Source organism: Dyadobacter sp. 32 (assembly GCF_902506755.1).
Classification (GTDB): Bacteria; Bacteroidota; Bacteroidia; order Cytophagales; family Spirosomataceae; genus Dyadobacter.
The window spans coordinates 17,136-34,611 of the sequence record NZ_LR735258.1 but is presented as its reverse complement, the minus strand read 5'-3'; the positions used below and the strand labels follow the sequence as shown (position 1 = coordinate 34,611).

Annotated in this window: 7 protein-coding genes; 6 read left to right on the top strand and 1 reads right to left on the bottom strand. The window is 45.5% G+C overall.

Annotated elements, in window-relative coordinates; genetic code table 11:
• Positions 1-10 precede the first annotated feature (10 nt).
• A complete protein-coding gene (locus DYADSP32_RS00115) occupies positions 11-730 on the bottom strand; it encodes a LytR/AlgR family response regulator transcription factor (protein WP_149244602.1) in 720 nt (239 codons plus the stop codon).
• A gap of 260 nt (positions 731-990) precedes the next feature.
• On the opposite strand from DYADSP32_RS00115, the gene DYADSP32_RS00110 reads away from it, so the two are divergent.
• The 6 genes from DYADSP32_RS00110 (at position 991) to DYADSP32_RS00085 (ending at position 17,466) form a co-directional block, all read left to right on the top strand.
• Entirely contained in the window at positions 991-2,682 is a 1,692-nt protein-coding gene (locus DYADSP32_RS00110) for a hypothetical protein (RefSeq protein ID WP_149244603.1), read from the top strand.
• Positions 2,666-10,513 carry a hypothetical protein gene (locus tag DYADSP32_RS00105; protein WP_149244604.1) on the top strand — a complete coding sequence of 2,616 codons (7,848 nt, stop codon included), beginning with the start codon at positions 2,666-2,668 and terminating at the stop codon, positions 10,511-10,513. Before DYADSP32_RS00110 ends, DYADSP32_RS00105 begins: the two co-directional genes overlap by 17 nt.
• A gap of 12 nt (positions 10,514-10,525) precedes the next feature.
• Positions 10,526-12,523: a fibronectin type III domain-containing protein gene (locus tag DYADSP32_RS00100; RefSeq protein WP_149244605.1), complete on the top strand. Its 1,998-nt coding sequence runs from the start codon at positions 10,526-10,528 to the stop codon at positions 12,521-12,523.
• A 29-nt stretch (positions 12,524-12,552) separates the two neighbouring features.
• On the top strand, positions 12,553-15,711 hold the full coding sequence (locus DYADSP32_RS00095) for a fibronectin type III domain-containing protein (RefSeq protein ID WP_414617384.1): 3,159 nt from the start codon (positions 12,553-12,555) through the stop codon (positions 15,709-15,711).
• Positions 15,712-15,726: 15 nt separating this feature from the next.
• Complete coding sequence (locus tag DYADSP32_RS00090; protein WP_149244607.1) at positions 15,727-16,164, top strand: hypothetical protein; 438 nt, start codon at positions 15,727-15,729, stop codon at positions 16,162-16,164.
• A 282-nt stretch (positions 16,165-16,446) separates the two neighbouring features.
• A complete protein-coding gene (locus DYADSP32_RS00085; RefSeq protein ID WP_414617383.1) occupies positions 16,447-17,466 on the top strand; it encodes an SMP-30/gluconolactonase/LRE family protein in 1,020 nt (339 codons plus the stop codon).
• Positions 17,467-17,476: the final 10 nt, after the last annotated feature.

The window sequence follows — 17,476 nt, the reverse complement described above, 5'->3', positions numbered from 1 at the left end:
GTCTAATTTTTTATAACTGTAAGCGAGAAACAAGTTGCCGATAGGTTTTGCCGACGGGTATCCGGGCATTGCTGCACACTACCTCCGACTGGCTGAGTTCCCGTATGTGATGCAGGGCAACAGCGTAACTTCGGTGCACCCTCATAAAGCGGTCGGCCGGAAGCCGATCCATGAAAAATGACATCGTGGAAAGTGTCATGTAGTTTCTATTTTCGGTTACTATTTTGGTATAATCCTGCATGGCTTCCAGGTAAATAATGTCATTTTGAGAAATGCGGATCTGTTTGTAGCCTTCCTTGATGGTGAGCAGATCATTTTCAAAAAGTACTTCATAAGCGATAGATTTCTGTCTCATTTCCCAATACTGTTTGATACGCTGAGCTGTTAGGGCAAAGCGTTCGGCAGTGAGCGGTTTCAATACATAATCTAAAACGGATAGGTCAATACCGTCCAGTGCGTACTCGGGATAGGAGGTGACGAACACGGCCATGGGTACATCAGCTCTTATTTTTCGAAGCAGTTCGATGCCGGTCACCGAGCTCATTTCAATATCCAGAAACACGAGGTCGGGCTTTATATATTGCTGGGCCTCGTAGGCTTCAATTGGGTTGGAATAGGTGCCGCAATTTTCGAGAAAATCGAAACCCTTAGCAAATTCAGAAACGGCTAACAAGTCAAGAAGGTTATCATCAACCGCCAGAAATCGTACTTTATTCAAAATGTCACCCATGTAACCGAATCTTTATTAAAAACTGATTCAAGATAAAAAAATATTCATTGATTCACTATTCCCCGAAGCCGGTATGAAATATTAAGAAGAAAATATTGAAATTTTCACCGTTAAATAAGTTTGTTTTCCGTTCGCCGATTAAGATACTTCCTTTGTCGATTATAGCACTTTGATGTTCTGGTTCCTGTCTAATTTCAACATCATCATCAACGGGAGGTTTGTTTTCTTTTGCAACACCGCCACGGTATTCAGATAAGGATATGAGAATAACGATCTACCAATGTTTATTAATGGCCCTGTGGCTTGCGCAGGCTCATGCACAAGAGGAGAAGCCAGGCAATCGGATGGTTACTATATCCGGAGGCATCAATGCTTATGCGGGTTTTTATACGTCACACGGTACCGCTGCCAGGAACCAGGCGTCCCCGTTTGGTTTGAGCGGTGCAGTTACTGTGAACCTTCCCGGCGGTTTAAGTCTGCCATTTTCTGCCGTTTTAGGAAATCAGGGAAGTAGTTTCCGGCAGCCGTTCAATCAATTTGGTGTGAGCCCTACTTACAAATGGGCAACTGTTCATGCAGGCTATCGGAACGTTTCCTTTTCTCCATTCACACTTTCAGGACATACCTTCTTGGGTGCAGGCGCAGAGCTTAATCCTGGCAAACTTCGGGTTGGAGCCGTTTATGGCCGGTTCAATAAAGCGGCTTCGTCTACCATTGCAGATCCCAATCTGATCCCTTCGTTTAAAAGAACAGGTTATGCCGTAAAACTTGGATATGGCAAAGCCAACAATTACATAGACCTCGTGATGCTGCGTGCCCAGGACGACACGACTTCCATAGCAGGAGTTCCTGCAACGCCGGAGCAAAACGTTACGCCTGCCGAAAACCTGGTTGTGGGCATTACCTCACGGCTTATGCTGCTCAAACATTTTCTTGTTGAAGTGGATGCAGCTGCCAGTTCTTACACACGAGACATGAGGGCAACGGAAGTAAGTGCCGAAGGCAAAAATCCATTGACAAAAATATTTGGCAAACTCATCACACCACGGCTGTCAACCCAGCTCACACAGGCGACACAGGCTGCTGTGGGTTATCAGGCAAAATGGGGTTCGGTAAAATTGCAATACAAACGCATCGACCCAAATTTCCAAACGATGGGCGCGTATTATTTCCAAAGTGATATTGAAAGTTATGCAGTTGCCACCTCTCTCAATTTATTAAAAGGTAAGGCAAGAATTTCAGGAAGCTATGGCCGTCAGTTTGACAATCTGGCTAACAATAAAAACGCAGGAACAGGGCGTTCTATCGGTTCTCTGATGATGTCCATCAATCCCGATCCTACTTTTGGATTTGATGTTTCACTTTCCAATTATGGTTTAAGTCAAAAATCTGGAATCAGGCCATTGATCGACACGTTGCGGATTGCTCAGAATAACCTTTCGGCGACCGTAAATACGCGGTATTCCATTCTTAATACGGACCTGTCGCATGTACTCACTTTAACAGCAACGCATCAACAGCTTTCGGATCTGAACGAAAGAACGGCGGCTCAAACAGAAAACAACAATCAGAACCTGAACCTGGGCTACTTTTTACAACATAACAGAAGCGGCTTCGGGGCCAATTTGATGCTGTCGTATACCCAGTCAGGTTTGCCCTCGACTATTCCTACGGAGGAAAATGACAAAGTTAAGTTTTACGGACCAACGCTTGGAATGAATTATTCATTTTTCAAGAGAAAAATGAGCACGTCGGCCAATGCTTCGTATCTCGTAAACAAGCAGTTTGGCGTAACAGGCAAGGTGATGACGGTGTCGGCGAATGCCGGATATCAGATCGCCAAAAAGCAGACATTAAATCTATCGTTCGGTTACGTGAACTCTGACACGGGTATACAGACAGAAAAATTCAACGAACTAAGAGGAAACATTGGGTATGGAATTTCATTCTAAAATATACAAAATCGGCTGCACGGCAGGTAGATTATTCTTTGGTACACTGCTCATGCTGTGGCTCATGAGTTTTGGTGCTTTCGGGCAGGAAAATCTCATCAGAATCACCACCAATGTGCTGCCGCCTTATAGTCCTTATATTCAGGATTATCCGGGAACTGGCAACCGTGTGCAGGTTTTTGTTTCCAATTTATCGGGAAAAGATTTATCGGTAAGGTTAATAGGAAAACTGGAAGGTGACAATGGTGTTGTTATCCGGACTTCGCCAAACTATCGTCCTTTGCAGCCACTTCAATTGAGGGCAACGGATGTGAACCGATTGGTAACCCGTTCGGAACTGGAAGGGCTGTTCGATCTGAATCAGATTGAGGTACAGGGAATGAACAAAAATGAACTGTATCGCGGTCTGCCTTTACCAGAAGGCAATTACCAGCTTTGTATACAGGCTTTTGACAACGCCACCATTCGTCCGCTTTCAGCTGAGTTTCCGATGGGTTGCAGCGGGCTTATTCCGGTTCGTATTATAGAGCCACCCATTCTGATCTCCCCCTTTGAAAATGAGGAGGTAATCACTAAAACGCCGCAAACACAAATTTTTACCTGGTCGGCGCCGGTAGGCATTATGCCCAATCAGGTAGAATATACCTTACGAATTGTGGAGCTGCCCGCTGCTGATGTCAACCCCAATGTTTTTATTGATGCTGTGGTATTGCCAAGAAGCGGTTTGGAAGTAAAAAATCTGAGAACCAGCAGTTTTTTATACGGCCCATCGCATCCGGCATTGCAGGTTGGAAAAAAATACGCTTGGCGTGTTCAGGCGCATTCCAGGACTGTAAAGCTCAATTTAATGAACGACGGGAAAAGTCCGGTTGGCATATTTACCTATGGACAGAACAACGTGATACCCGTGCTCGAATACATCACGATGACTTCACCCAACCAGAGCAGTACCCTTAGAACAAAAAGTATAGAGGTGGGCAATAACAATCCATTAACTTTTAAATGGGATCTGGATAAAGAATTTGAAGAAAAATTAAGGAAAGCTTATACTGTGCCACTTCGGCAAAAAAATATACTTGACCACGTCCCGGCATTAAGTTATCAGGTCAAAGTAACCAGTTTAAACGCAAAGCCGACAGACGCCCCCGTACTTATCCGCCAGGTCAGGACGCTCTATTTTCAACTTGAAAAGGAAGATCTTCCTGCCGAAATGACCAACGATAAGAAATTTGAGGTAAAGGTGGAGCTTCTGGGGGTAACAGAAGTCAAGCGAAAACAAGCGCAGTTCTCCAATGAACCCATGGCCTCCAAACCTGTTACTTTCTCACTTTTTGCCAAAGATCTTCGAAGTGAGAAAGACACGTTGACGATCACTGGTACTCTTGCCTTCAAATATCCCGGTGAGGATGGACAGGCACATCTTTTGCCGAATACCAAGGTTGTTTTATCCAAATTAGAACAAAGCAATTACCTTTTAACAGTAGGTTACGGTGTTTCTGATTCTCAGGGAAGGTATACCGTTAAAGTGCTGAAGTCGGCGCTTCATGGCACGGACACTCTGGCCACATTTACACGCTGTATTCTGGATGCTGTAAACCCATTCATTCAGCCAATTACCAGTTCCGGTGCCTATCAAACCAGCACCGAAAATACATTCCAAATTTCGCGCAATGAGCAAAAGGAGTACAAGGTTGAAGGTGTTACCTGGCTGGCGTCCGGCTACACGCTGGAGTTGGCTGCCAAACAAACCTATAAAAACTGGCCCGGCGCTCCGGATGCGAAACTAAGTGGTCAGTATGTGGTGATCTATCGCAAAACAACAGGATTGCAGGAATATTATAAAAAATTCAGGTTGCCTGTAGAAGGGCAGGTGAAGAAAGAGGTTGTATATAATACAATCCCCTTACTGTCTATTGAACAAGAAAAGGAAGCAAAGGTCCCTAACACAAACACCTTAAAAACCGGTAGTCCCGCCTTGACGCAAAAGATACGATTGGATCGGAGCATTACTAATATCTCTAAAACGGTATCACCGGCTGGCATTGACAAGGAAAAATCGGAGGATCCGACGGATTTTACTGAAAAAATAAAAGCAGAGCTTAAGGCTGCCGGATACGAATTCATTGGTATCTCACAGTTGAAAGCCAACGGCGACGTGTTTTCTACCACATTTGAAAGATTGGTTTATGCAGACAAGTCCTACGACAACTACCGGGTTTACTGCCCTGGATGTGGACAAAAACCGGACGACGGGCAGGCTATTCTGTTCCTGAACAAAAAAGAACCATTGGCATCCGCTCCGGCCAGGATCGAAAAGGTGATTTTCAACATTGAAACCACCGAACCGCCAACGATGACCTTCAAGGGAAAGCTGGCTTACAAGTTTGCCGATCCCGGACAGGATGGTGCAGCGGTGCTGCCTTTGGGCAATACGCAGGTTCATTTGCAGGTAGTATATCAGGAGACTGATTCCAATATAGTCACAACCAGTATTCCCGGAAACGGTGATGAGACAATTGCAGCATTTCATCAAAATTACAGCCAAACACTGGATACCAGAGTAACCAGTGCCGACGGTTCCTTTGTATTCTCGGTAAAAATGATAGCGCCCATGCCGATGGGAATATTGCCGGTTACGGCTAAGACCGGATCAACTGAGTTTGTGCGGGGTGGAAAAGTATACCGACGGACGCTAAGAGTTATAGTGGACAACGAACACTACACGAGCCCAACGGCAGATTTTGGAATACAACCTGATGAGATCATGAAACCGCAAGGGTCTTTTGATTACCAGACCCTGATAGCCAATGTGAAAAGCTACAAATTAGTAGCCAACATCAGGTCGGACGTTACGGGGCAGTTGGGGGAATTTGAGCAAAAAGCAGGCATGAAAAATACACTGGCGGGGGTGAATGTAGTGGTATTAAAAGCTGCTTCAAAGATACCGCCTCCCGGACCCAACCGGAATGCACCGGCAGATGTAGGTTCTGGAGTACAAAAGCCTGTTAACATAAAGGGGAAATCGTATACGATAATAGCCAGTGGCAATACCGATGGGCAGGGACTGGTGAGTTTTCCGCGTATGGCAATGGCCGCCACCGAAAATGAAGCATACTTCCTCTCTGCGTTTTCCACGATAGACGGACTCAACAGCAGCGACACGCTGGAACCACGGAGGATCACTGAAACGGAAAGATATAGTAATATAGGAAGATGGGTTACAAATCCATCAGATAAGATCAAAAATGACCCAAAGAAAAAAACAAGGATCGTGGACGGCAGTAATTGTACTTATTACTGGAAAGTCGTTACCCGGGCATATACGAATCCGAATGGTCAGGTACAGGAAGGCGGAAGTGATTTTGGGCTGATCACAACCACAACGAATCAGATACCCAAAGAATACGCTGACAACAAAAGATATGCGGTTTCATTCCAATACAAAAACTGTGATCAAATCACAGAGTACTGGACTGGTGAAGCAAATGATTTTATTGCGATAAACAGTGGCATACTGCTGCATCCATCAAAGGCAGTTCCGTCCCCGTCTGCAACGGCTGTTTTCAATGATGAATATAAATATGAATCGTCGGATGTGGTGCAGCGATATATGAAACCCGGCGCACCGACCATTCGGATCCGCGTGGTGGACCAAACAAATTCAACCAGAGGAATTGCAAAAGCGCTGGTGTCGCTCACCTACGAACCCAACGATGGGTCATGGGGAAGTATTAACCGGATGACTGATGACAATGGGTGGATTACACCTTTTGTACTCAAACCTGGCAAAAATGCCAAGGTGAAAATCATTGCAAACGGTTATAATTTTTATACCGAAGATATAAACCGTGCTCCTGTTATACGTATTCCTGGCGGCAATGAACCTCCGGCAAGTTGCGCCGGCTGTCAGGATTGTATATGTATAGGCGGCGTGATGCTTGGCCAAAACAGTAACTACTCAGCGGTACTGATGCGCCCCAACACCCATATTGTGGGCCGGGCAATAGACTATGATACCAAATCGGAAATAAGTAAAAGTGCGGGTGCCTTGTTAACAGGCAATCCTGTGAAGGTGATCAGCCAGGTGCCGGAACCGGCAAAAACAACAACGGCTACGAAGGCACAATCCGTAAAAAATGCAGGAGTAGAAACAGTAGGTAATAAAATTGTCACTGGTAAAAACCTGGCAGCTAAGAAACAGGTAGCTACCTCAATCAAACCGGTTACCGAATTAATTAATAACAATGCACCCGAAACCGGAATCAATCCTAAAGGAATAAAAAATATTGCTGGGGATGGCGGCGGACCAGAGGTGGGTTCGGGTCAAAGCATTGAAGCCTATGTGCAAGCCGATGACGGTTATATTTTTAAAACAGAGTTTAACAACGGAATGTGGAAATTCGACATTGATGCGCCTTCCACTGCACAAACGCTCAAGATCATTCCTGTTAATATCAGCTATTTCGAAGAAATCAGAAATATTAAAACAGAGTTGCCCAAGCCAAAATCTACCGCAGGAAGTCAGCTTACAATCAATGCTGGAGATATAAATATATACCAGCGCGACCACCGCATCACTTTCAATATCTTTGAAAAGGGTGGATCGAGTGGAGCCGTTACGGGTGCTTTGGTTAACGTTTTCGGGAAAAAGGATCCCGGATTTGTTTTTGGCCCGAGCGATGCGAAGGGCGTAGTAAGTACGAGATTTAAAAATGTTTCGACCAATAATCTTTTTGTCGAAATATCGGCTACCGGCTATGTAACACAGACTGTATCGGTGGTGAATGAAGAGAGTAAAATAGCGCCTGCTCCCAAAATGGTCCTGCTTGAACGGGCTGCCACAGTAAATGGAGTTGTTGTTGCAAAGACGGCGCAGGGTACCGAGACACCGGTACAAGGAGCTTTGGTATTCGTTTCGGCTGGTAAAAATGCTCCGGTAAAGTACAGTACCACATCCAAAAGTGACGGATCATTTTCTCTGGATATCGACAAAACCTTGACTAACTGTACCATTGAAGCAAGCTTTAACCCTGACAAGACTGGCCAAACGGGCATAACCTATGTGGGAACAAGTGTGAGCCAGTCGATTCCACAGGCAAAGGGTCAGTCGCTCAAACTTACGCTTACTACTTTTGATAAATTCAACATTGCATCAATATGGGGTTTCCCGGTAACGATTGAAAAAATGGATCCGAAAACAATGAAGGTATCCGGTGTGGTTGATTTGTCGGATCCGTCTTTGGGGCCTTTTGGTACGCTAAACGACAGGCTCACTGCAAAATTTGAAAATGTTGTTTTTAAGGCCAATCCTGATAAGCCGACAGAAGGCATGCCGGCAAGTGAAACGGTAGAATTACAGGATGGTACGCTGGATCAGCTGGTTTACCACACCACACCCAACATTGCTTTGAAGGATGTGAAGTTCAATATCAGACTTACCTCTTTGGACAACGTGGCAAATGCAGGGAAATTCAAAATTATACGCACTCCGGGCACCTCAAAAGGGAAAATTATAGCGCAGGCAAAAGTGATCGACAATTCGTTCAATTTCTCTGAAAACCTGTTCAGTTATGCACCAGCCAATGAGCTATTCCTGTACGATCCGGCCAAAGAACCTGGTGACAAGCCATCGGTGGTAGCCTTCGATTCCGAAAAAAACAATATCAAATGGACTGATTTCGGTATTTCTCAGGGCAATGGAAAACCGCTGGCTATAAAGTTACTGGCCTTTGATGCAATCAGTAAGCTGGAAGGGTCGAGGCTTGTGGGCGATGAGATTCATCTTAACCCGGTTTTGAATTGTACTGTTAAAAACGCCAATCCATCCAATCTTGAAATTAGTATTGGCAAGCTTGTGATTAAAAATAATACCATTGATAAAAAATCGGGTGAGACACCGCTTACATTCCCTTTGGCGGGCAGTTGGAGTGTAGAAGTACGTAACTGGGTACTAGACTATAAAAAGGGTGGATTTTATGCAACGACGGGTGTTGTTAAAACTGGGAAAGTGGATATCCCTATTAAAGAGTTTAACCTGCGTAATGACTTTTTTAAACTGGAAGCCGAGCCTAAGGATCTGGAACTCGCCGGGGTAGCAAAGATGGAGTTGGGAGGAAAGGCCTATTTTGGTTATGATCAGCAAACGGGTTCTGATATGAAAGGACACTGGGCCATGGTGGTTGTTCCTGAGGGCGATTCTCCCGCTGCAAAGCTTCTTGCCAATTCTTTGCCGGGACTTACCAACGACATGACATTTCAAACCGTTTCCCTGCTGGATAACGGACAGGATGTGGTTACTTTCGGTGCCGGTAACAAGTCGTTCCGATATTTCAATATCATCGATGTGCGCCCTACCACCATTGCTACGGGGCCGGATTGGTTTGAATTTGATTCCGGATTGACAACCGGAATTCCAAATGCACCAAAGGACGTCTCGATGCGACTCCGGTACTACAAATCGAAAGAGACAGGGAAACCGGTACTTCAAACCATCGTTCCCGGCGCTTTTAATTTTGAGACCAGTGGCTATCTGAACTTTGAAGCTTTGGATACCAAAACAGCGGATGGAGGTACGAGTAAGCTGTTTTTTGCAGATGGCATCATCGCTATGAGAGGGCGGGTTAAAGAACCCGAAAAGCTGGAAATTGATAATGTGTTACTGGTGCATACGGCCAACATGACACACATAACCCACAACCGGAGTCTGAATTTAACAGTCGAAAAGGATCTGTTGAAGCTGAAAAATAATCCAGTGTACGCCACCAACGATGCCATAAGCAATAAAACCGATTACACCAATAACAAATTAAGCTTGGTACTGGAAGGCAATTCAGGATTGTCTGACCTCTATTGCCACCAGAGCGTAGAGGGCAAGCAGTGGAAATTGATGACTTTTTCAGGATTACCAAGTGGGTTTGAAATGTGGAAAAAGGACGAAAAAAACCGCCTCACCTTTACAGCCCACGGTGAAATAATAGCCGACAAGCAAAATATCGGACTGGATGAGATTCCAGCACCGGGTGGTTTGGGGGAGCTAAGCCTGATGTACGATCGTAAAAATAGCCGCTTTACAGGTACACTGATCATGCCACCCATACCGATCCCCCCTACCATGCAGTTCACAGGCGGAATAGGACAGGTTCGGGTTGATGGGAATGGATTTTATATTGTAGCCTCAGGTTCCCTTACTGATGTTCCGCTACCGATACCCACCACCATGAGAGCCGGCTTGATGCTGGGATATTATAATAGCCGGGATCTCAGTGATGCAACGAGCGTTTTATTTGCCAACAGTCACCGGAAAAGCCTGCCATGTACATTCAGTTCGAACTTTAAAGGGATATATGCCACAGGGGAATTACCACTTCCGGGCATAGGAAACTTCGATCACACCTATGGTGTACCTGGTGCTCAATATAAGGTAGGCGTTGATGTTTATGCCGATGGCTATGTATACGGAAATTACAATAATAGCAAACTGTCATTTGGTGCCGGTATGGGCGTGGGAGCCAGGGCGTACGCTTATGGAACACTCATGTCTATCGAAGCAGGTGGCGAGGTTTATGTTAATGGTGGCCTGGATACGGAGCTTCAGTTAGGCCCGAGTCCTTTAACTGCCAGCCTAACCTTGTCAGCCAATGTAGGAGCAGGCTTCAAGGCTGGTCTGAAAGAGACTCTTACCGGGGCTCAACTAGGACCCTTTCAAACAGATATGCATTTGATAGTAACTGGAAAAGCAGCAGTAACAAAGGGAAGCGCGCCAGCCGTCGACGTTAAAATAGATTGTGCATGGGACGCCAAAAACGAAGCCTGTATTTCAGAAACACCCTAAAACAACCAGGAAATGAAACTATTGATGATGCCCATCACATTGTTGTTGGTGCTGTTTTTAACACCTGCCAAAGCCCAAGAGGCCCAAGCAACCGCTGGTCCTGTTGGCGTCTTTGTCCAGTTTGAAAAGTTGCTACATGGCCCACAGTATGTAATGGAACGGCTCCTTGTGGGTAATGGAGGAAAGCCAGACTGGAAGCCGGTTTGTACCACAGACAAACCGCCACAAAGCGCCACCGATCTGATAAGCCGATTGACTATTTTAACACGCAAAAATCCATTGTACGAGATCCACAATGATTCGTTGACAACATTATTTTATGAACGTTATCGTAACTTGTCATCGGTAGATTCACTTGGAACGTATCGCTATAACCCACAATATCTTGAAGCATTGGGAGTAGGGTTCCTGGACACCGATGTGGAGCAGGGAAAACGATACGACTACCGCATACGCCAGCTAAAAAACGATGAGACTCCTGTATATCACAACCCTACCACGGTAAGCGTGCCGGGTTCTAAAATAGCCACCACCCTGAAGTCAGTGAGCTATACAGCTGACGGCAAAACGGTAAAGATCAGATACCATGTCAAAAAACCGAGAATGGATATTGCCGGGGTGAGAGCGATGCGTGCGACGTATGAGCAAACCGACTTTTCTGACTGTCCTGCGGAATGGGCTTTCATGAAGGGCGGTAAGGATTCCTTGTTTTTGGAAATAACCGATCGTAACGCCCGGAGAAAAATGCTTTATAGTTATGTGGTATTTTTAAAGGATTTCATGGGTAATGAAACAGCTCCTTCTGACACCCTAACACTTTCCAACCTTCGTTCGCAGGAAGAGCTTCCTGTTATTTCCGACATTCGTACAAGTTCGGAAGAAAGTTACAACACAATAGGTGTTGCCTGGAAATTGACTTCTACTAAAAACCTCCGGGCCATAGAAATCTGGCGAAGCGACAACTATGATTCGGGTTATAAATTAATCGGTACAGCCTCTGCATCGGATACGATTTATCATGACCAAACGGTAGAGCCGGTGCAAGGCTACTATTATCAGATCAAACTCAACGGTGTTTATGATAGATCATCGGAATCAGTGCGGGTTTCGGGCATGTTGAAGGCCAGTCGTCCGGCTTTGATAGCCCCAGCGAATCTGACTGTAAATGAGATGAGGGACACGCTTTATTTCACATGGCAACGAGCCGACTACGATTCACATGGCTATTACCTGTATTACGCGGCAAGTGAGTCGGATTCCCTCACGCAATATTCGGGGGTGATACTGGCATCATCGGATTTGAGCTACAAGGTTCCACTGTCCAAATTAGCCATGGGAACTGGATATCGTTGGGCGGTTGCGGCGGTTAACACCAGTTATAACATTGGCCCCATCAGCACCCCTGTTTACTCAGAAGCCCGCTATCCTGACCGCGTCGCTACGCCGCTCAATCCCGAAATGATCTATCATAGAGGTCACGCCTTTCTTGTTTGGGAAAACATGAAAAATATTGATCCCAATATTATCGGATACACTATTGAGCGAAAAGCTGGCAGCGAAAAGGTTTTCAAAGAGATTTACGTTCAATCCATCGACGACAAATCGCGCAATGGTCATGAAGACTTCACAGTTAAAGATGGCGAACGATACACCTACCGCATCAAAAGCCTGGGTATAAATGGAAAAGAGAGCGGCTACAGCGCCGAAACCACCTATTTTAAAGATATTCCGCCTGTGTTGCCAGTTCGGGGCTTAAGTGTGATGCAGTCTAATAAGGGAGTTAGAATTGCCTGGGATGCTCCGTTAACAGCACCGGAGAAGATCGTGATATACCGGTACACCGAGAAAACCATTGCGGCCAAAATGATAGGTTCTGTAACCGGTCAGCAAACCGAGTTTATTGACAAATATGCCTCACCCGGAATTGGTTATTATTACAGCGTTGTGGTAATGGATGCAGGTAAAAGAGAAAGTGAACCCACTGATATGGTTGGGGTTCAGTGGAAATAAATTACTTAAATGATTGAAGTAGAATGAACATGAAAACATTTATACACCCACGTCTGCAGCAGGACTTTGCTGTCGCATTTTTACTAATACTGTTTTCATTGCATAATAGCCGGGCTCAGACCCTTTCCGCCACCGTTGTATCATACCAACAGGTTAACCTGTCGTGGCCGAAGTTTGTTCATGAAGGAAATACGGTGCAAGTGGAGTATAAGTGGGTGGATATACATAGCAGTTTCAGTGCTTTGGCTATCGTAACCGAGTCGGCGTCCGGTACGCAATCGTATCAAGACAAAGCCGCTGGCAGTGGTATTAGAATCGTCTATCGGTTGAAATATACTTTTTGGCAAGCCGGGATGATTGCTGCGGTTACGCGCTATTCCAATGAGGTTACAGTTACCACACCTGTAGCGCCACCTAACAATCCGTTGAATCTCGTTCTGACTGACAGTACAGCTACGCAGATTTCCATAAGATGGAACGCAAATCAGGGAAAGGATGGTGGAGCTGCTTACGTCATTGAGCGCTCTGCCGACGGTCTTAACTTCTCACAGATTCATGAAACGGCTTTCCTGGATTCATCTTTCCCCACATATACAGATGCAGGCCTTAGTGCCGGTACCAGATATTGCTACCGGGTTAAGGCACGGGCACGTGGAGGTGATTCGGGCTACTCCAATACGGTTTGTGGCAATACCAAGCAAGGTGCACCCTCAGCACCATCTGCCCTCATAGCCAAATCAAATCTCGTTTTTCAGATACAGCTCAACTGGCTTGATCGCTCCAACAATGAAACCGGTTTTGAAATTGAACAAAGTACGGACAATAGCACTTTTACAAAAATTGCAACCACAGCAGCAAATACAACGCAGTATATTGATGGCCCACTCACACCGGGAACACGCTACTATTACCGTGTCAGGGCAATAAATAGTGTTGGAGTTTCTGGTTACACCAATGTAGCAAACGATGTTACAGCACAAAGCCCGCCTACAACGCCAGCAAATTTGAGTGCCAGCACCTCAAGTTCCAGCCAGATCAATCTGACTTGGAGAGATGTTTCAGATAACGAATCTGGTTTTGAACTGGAACGCTCCACCGACGGAACCAATTTTTCAAAAGTGGCTGATGTGGGAGCAAATTCTACCAGCCATGAAAACGGAGGTCTTATCCCGCTCACAAAATACTGGTATCGCATCCGGGCAAAAAACCCGGGGGGATATTCTGGCTATTCCAATGTAGCGGAAGCAACCACCCTTGATAATACACCGAATACACCCCAAAACCTGAACGCAACGCCAGTTTCCAATACGCAGATCAATCTAAGTTGGAATGACAATTCCGGAAATGAAACAGGTTTTGAACTGGAACGCTCCTCCGACGGCAGCAACTTTGCAAAGCTGACGGATCTGCCAGCTAACGCAACTTCGTATGAGAACACAGGATTAACCACCCTCACCAGATACTGGTACCGGATCCGTGCCAAAAACGCTGTTGGAAACTCAGGTTATTCCAATGTTGCTGAAACCACCACATTTGATGTCCCGCCCATCGCACCTACGTTGTTAACGGCCAACACTATTTCGGCGAGCCAGATTGATTTGGCGTGGAAGGATAATTCCGGAAATGAATCCGGCTTCGAAATTGAACGATCCACTGATGGAACCAACTTCGCAAAAGTGGGGGAAACCGGAGCCAATGCAACGAGTTTTAATAGCAATGACCTTGCTCCTGCTACGAAATACTGGTATCGGGTTCGTTCAAAAAACACTCAAGGGGGCTCGACATACACAAATGTGGCTGATGCCACAACACGGGATGTGGCTCCAAATACACCGCAGAATCTCACTGCTACCCCTGTTTCAAACACACAAATTCGTGTAAGCTGGAACGACAATTCAGGAAATGAAACGGGTTTTGAACTCGAACGTTCCAGTGATGGTACCACTTTTGCGAAAATCACTGATTTGCCTTCAAACACAACTTCTTATGAAAATACGGGATTAACTACACTCACCAAATACTGGTACAGGATCCGGGCCAAAAATGCGATTGGCAACTCGGGTTATTCCAATGTGGCTGAAACCACCACGTTTGACGTGCCACCCAAAGCTCCGGAAGCACTTACCGCAAACATCATTTCCAGCAGTCAGATCAACCTTGCGTGGCAGGACCTGTCAACCAACGAAACTGGATTTCAGCTCGAAAGATCTATCGATGGCACCAACTTTGATAAGATTGCCGACCTGGCAGCAAATATTACATCTTACCAAAACATGGGACTGTCTCCTGCTACCAAATACTGGTATCGGGTTCGGGCTGTCAACACGGCGAATCCGTCGGTTTTTTCTAATGTTGCCAATGCCACAACCATTGATGTAATTCCTTTGGCTCCGGAAAACCTTGCAGCAACGGTGATTAGTTATGGTCAGATTGATCTGGCATGGGCAGACAAATCACGCAATGAAGCAGGCTTTCAGCTAGAACGGTCCACCGATGGAGTCAACTTTACAAAAATCGCGGATTTAACTGCCAATGCAGTTTCTTATCAGGACAAAACTGCCGCTTCACTTACTAAATATTATTACAGAATCAGGGCCATTAATCCGATTGGTTCTTCGGCTTACAGCAACATTGCCAGTGCCATCACACCACAGGCGCCTGTTCCTGATAAACCTCAGAACCTTACAGCGGTTCCTGTGGATTTTGATCTTATACAACTTAGCTGGAATCCTTTGTCTAGCAATGCAACAAGCGTGGTAATTGAACGCTCTTCAAAACCCAACGAAGGATTTTTACAAATCGGCAGTCAATCCGCAATAATAACCCGGTTTCCCGACCATGAGATTCTGGATGTAAACGATTATTATTATCGGATCAAAGCAGTGAATTCGGCAGGGAGTTCCGCTTATAGCGAGGTGGCTAAAATTTCGGCGTCGGCTATTATTACCAGTACCGAACCTGTAACTCCGTCGGCACTGATTTATACACATCAAAACGTGTTGTACATCAAGCGAGGCACTACATCTCCCTCTACCCTAAAACTATTTGACATCAACGGAATGCTGAGAATCAAATCGAAGATCCCACAATCATCTGATTTTGATCTAAACCGGCTTAAAACGGGTATCTACATCGTTGTGATCGAAGAGAGTAATCGCATAATCAAACAAAAAATAGTATTGTACTAGACCATCACCAATATTATGACACGACATCAAATTCTAACATTTCTACTCATTTGTACACTGGCAGGATGCCAGCCAAAGACGGCCGAGCCTATCAATATAGGTATCATTTGGAAAGCCCAGAGTGTGAGCGAAAACGGGATTAAAGTTTTTCAGGCGGGAGCACAGGGTAACACCAGACCCGGCTACGAAAAATTCAGGCTAAACCTCTCAGAAATAGATCAAGTAACTTTCGTTGACCTGGATGGAAGGAAGCTTACCGGATCTTGGGCCTTGTCGCCCGACAATCAGCGCCTTATCCTGACAGCCTTAACCCCGCCTCCAAGTGAAAGCAGCGGTAACATTGAATTTTATGTCGTAAAAATTTCACCAGGTAATGAGTTGCAGTTGAAAAGAACCAATGAAAGCAGGAAGACAGGAAACACGGTGAATGACTATACACTGGTTCCAGAGTGACCACAAAAAAGGAGTCCGTTTCATCTATATGGCAAAACGATGAGGATCCAAGAAAACCTGAAAACCCATTATCATTTTTTTTATGGGCAACTTAACGCTCATAGACCAGTTGACGCCAGTTAAAGTCTTAGTGTTGCAATGGTTGCTTTTAGAAAAAGAAGAAACTTGGAAAGGTAAAATAATTCTTGCCCGATGTATGAGCACCTGATAAACAGTAGTTAATACACACTACACACTTTGTCTAAGTCCCATGCATTCAAACTTTCCATAAAATCGCCCACCATGAAACCGACCGTTTTATCCGTCTTTCTCTGTATTTGTGCGATATCAGCAAACAAGCTTATGGCCCAAAAATCTTACCCTACCTTCGGAAAGATCGTCTATAATGATCCAATCCTGGAAAAACTCCTTCCAAAAGATTCAAAACTCGAAGTATTGGCTTCCGGATTCGAATGGTCCGAAGGGCCTGTGTGGGTGAAAGATGGCGGGTATCTTCTTTTCTCCGATGTCCCCAAAAATATCGTTTATAAATGGGATGAAAAAAATGGTTTATCCGAGTTCCTGAAGCCCTCAGGTTATACAGGCTTGGGAGAATACAGCGACGAGCCTGGCAGCAACGGACTTATTATTGATGACCAGGGAAGGCTGATTTCCTGCGAGCATGGGGACCGACGTATTTCGGCAATGCCGCTCACTGTGGGGGGCAAGGTAACCCTGGCAGATAATTTCAACGGCAAACGATTTAATAGTCCCAATGATATCGTGCAGCATGCCGGAAACAAGAACTACTACTTCACCGATCCGCCGTATGGCCTTAGAAAAAAACAGAACGACCCCTCCAGAGAAATCAAGGAGTTTGGCGTATATCGCCTGGCCTCGGATGGAACCGTAACACAGATTATCAAAAACCTGAAACGTCCAAACGGGCTTGCATTTTCACCCGATGGAAAAATACTTTATGTGGCTCAATCCGACCCTGAAAGTGCCATATGGATGTCATATCCGGTATTGACGAAGGGGAATGTGGGCGAAGGGAAACTTTTGTATGACGCTACGACCATGACCAAAGCCGGCGTTCGCGGACTTCCCGATGGATTCAAGCTCGATATGGACGGAAATTTATGGTCTTCCGGCCCGGGTGGTTTGCTGATCATTTCACCTCAGGGTAAATTACTAGGAAGAATAGAAATACCCGAACTTACCTCGAATTGCAACTGGGGAAATGATGGATCCACCCTGTACCTAACCGTTGACGGGTACCTTTGTCGTATAAAAACCAACACAAAAGGGGCTGGGTGGTAATCGCATTTTC

What these genes read in the sequence shown, in the direction of transcription:
- DYADSP32_RS00110 (WP_149244603.1), top strand. Translation starts at nt 991, where the DNA reads ATGAGAATAACGATCTACCAATGTTTATTAATGGCCCTGTGGCTTGCG.
- DYADSP32_RS00095 (WP_414617384.1), top strand. Translation starts at nt 12,553, where the DNA reads ATGAAAACATTTATACACCCACGTCTGCAGCAGGACTTTGCTGTCGCA.
- DYADSP32_RS00100 (WP_149244605.1), top strand. Translation starts at nt 10,526, where the DNA reads ATGAAACTATTGATGATGCCCATCACATTGTTGTTGGTGCTGTTTTTA.
- DYADSP32_RS00085 (WP_414617383.1), top strand. Translation starts at nt 16,447, where the DNA reads ATGAAACCGACCGTTTTATCCGTCTTTCTCTGTATTTGTGCGATATCA.
- DYADSP32_RS00105 (WP_149244604.1), top strand. Translation starts at nt 2,666, where the DNA reads ATGGAATTTCATTCTAAAATATACAAAATCGGCTGCACGGCAGGTAGA.
- DYADSP32_RS00090 (WP_149244607.1), top strand. Translation starts at nt 15,727, where the DNA reads ATGACACGACATCAAATTCTAACATTTCTACTCATTTGTACACTGGCA.
- DYADSP32_RS00115 (WP_149244602.1), bottom strand. Translation starts at nt 730, where the DNA reads ATGGGTGACATTTTGAATAAAGTACGATTTCTGGCGGTTGATGATAAC.